At 38.1% G+C, this 1,664-nt stretch carries 2 protein-coding genes; both read left to right on the top strand.

The window, feature by feature from the left end:
* The first annotated feature begins 658 nt into the window (after positions 1-658).
* On the top strand, positions 659-835 hold the full coding sequence (locus tag F3H12_RS13310) for a hypothetical protein (RefSeq protein ID WP_188118540.1): 177 nt from the start codon (positions 659-661) through the stop codon (positions 833-835).
* A 38-nt stretch (positions 836-873) separates the two neighbouring features.
* Positions 874-1,664 (top strand): ISL3 family transposase (locus F3H12_RS13040; protein WP_243133299.1); only part of this gene is annotated, 791 nt, incomplete at its 3' end.

The following is a 1,664-nucleotide window of genomic DNA, read 5'->3' on the forward strand; positions in this document are numbered from 1 at the left end:
CTTTTTCTTCCGGTGTAAAATTTCTTCTCTTTTCCATAGTTCCATTCTAACTTATTTTGGCCGTTTTGTCTGTCTTAATTTCTGGTATCATTATATAAAACCAAAAGCATTTTTTTATGCATGTTATTTAGCCACCAACCTTATGTGAAAAGGATATTGTGATATAATTTAGTATATTATATCATATATAGGAGGGATATTCTCCCTCCTATAGCAATATATAATATTATCCATTGAAATATTAATTATTTGTTAACATCTATTGCCAATCAGTAAACCGATATATCTGAAAATCCCTTGCATATGTAGCATCGTGATAATTTGCCAGTACTTGATCTACTCCATCTCTAGTTGTTGATTCCCAAACATAGCAACCAACTACTTGACCATTATTATCAATCTTGTAATCATTTAAGATCATAACATGACCAGATTTAAGAAGAATATCAAACTGTTGCCCTTGTTTCCAGTCACCAATTTTATCAAAATAACTACAGTTTAGTAAATCTTTTGTACTGAGCCTTGGAATATCAAAAACATTACAAACGTTCCAATGAAGAGTTCAGATATTTTGCAGGCAGACAATTGTTTATGAAAATGGCAGATGACCAAACTTGATCGGTTTTACCACACCAACCATTTGAAAGGAGATTCAACCATGCTCTACAAAGATTATACGAAAGAATTGATTGGATTTAAAGATGTAACTGTTACCTTAGTTGAAAGAAAGGACAGTTGCCTGCACATTCATATGATGATGAATCGAAAAGTCCATAATTGCCCCCGCTGCGGCAAGCCTACAGACAAGATTCACGACTACAGGACACAGCAATAAAGGATATATCTTCATTTGGCAGCTTTACTTTCATACATTTGAGGAAGCGACGCTATGTCTGTCCCTTTTGCAATAAAAGGTTTTATGAAGAGGTACCTTTTCTCCCTGGATATCATCGTGCTACCAGCAGGCTAATAGCCTTCATTTTGAACTCCTTCAGAGGAGTTGTCTCTATCAAGAGCTTGGCTCATTCAGCCAATGTTTCGCCGACGACGGCTGCAAGGATATTCGATCACATCAAGTATTCACATAAGACCCTACCTCGTGTAATTTCCATAGACGAATTCAAAGGGAATGCGGATGGAGAAAAGTTTCAATGCATTCTGACTGACCCAGCGAACAAAAGGGTCCTGGATATCCTCCCAAGCAGGAAGAGTGAGGATTTGTACCGATACTTTTCCAAGTATAAAGACCGATACAATGTTCAATATGCAGTGATTGACATGAGCGGACCATTCCGCAGCATCATCAAGACTCTATTTCCAAGGGCACAGATCGTCGCTGACAAATACCATGTTGTCAGGCAAGTAGCCTGGGCCTTTGAAAACGTCAGAAAAGCTGAACAGAAGAAGTTCCATGAACAGCGCAGGAAGTACTTTAAAAGGAGCCGAAAACTGCTTTTAAAACGGCCTGAAAACCTAACACCAACCGAGGTTGACCAAGTGGAATCCATGTTGAGAATTTCTGAGCGCTTAAGGCAGGCTTATGTTCTAAAGAATGAATTCTACAAGGTAATGGACTCCAAAAACAGTTATGAGGCAAAACAACGTCTGGCCAGATGGAACATGTTATTCTATGGATACAATCTTCCAGAGTTTAATGACTGCTT

Origin of the sequence: Thermoclostridium caenicola (assembly GCF_900142095.1) — a bacterium.
In the GTDB taxonomy this organism is placed as follows: Bacteria; Bacillota; Clostridia; order DSM-8532; family DSM-8532; genus Thermoclostridium_A; species Thermoclostridium_A caenicola.

Coding starts and splice junctions, on each gene's coding strand:
- F3H12_RS13310 (WP_188118540.1), top strand. CDS start 659: ATGCTCTACAAAGATTATACGAAAGAATTGATTGGATTTAAAGATGTA.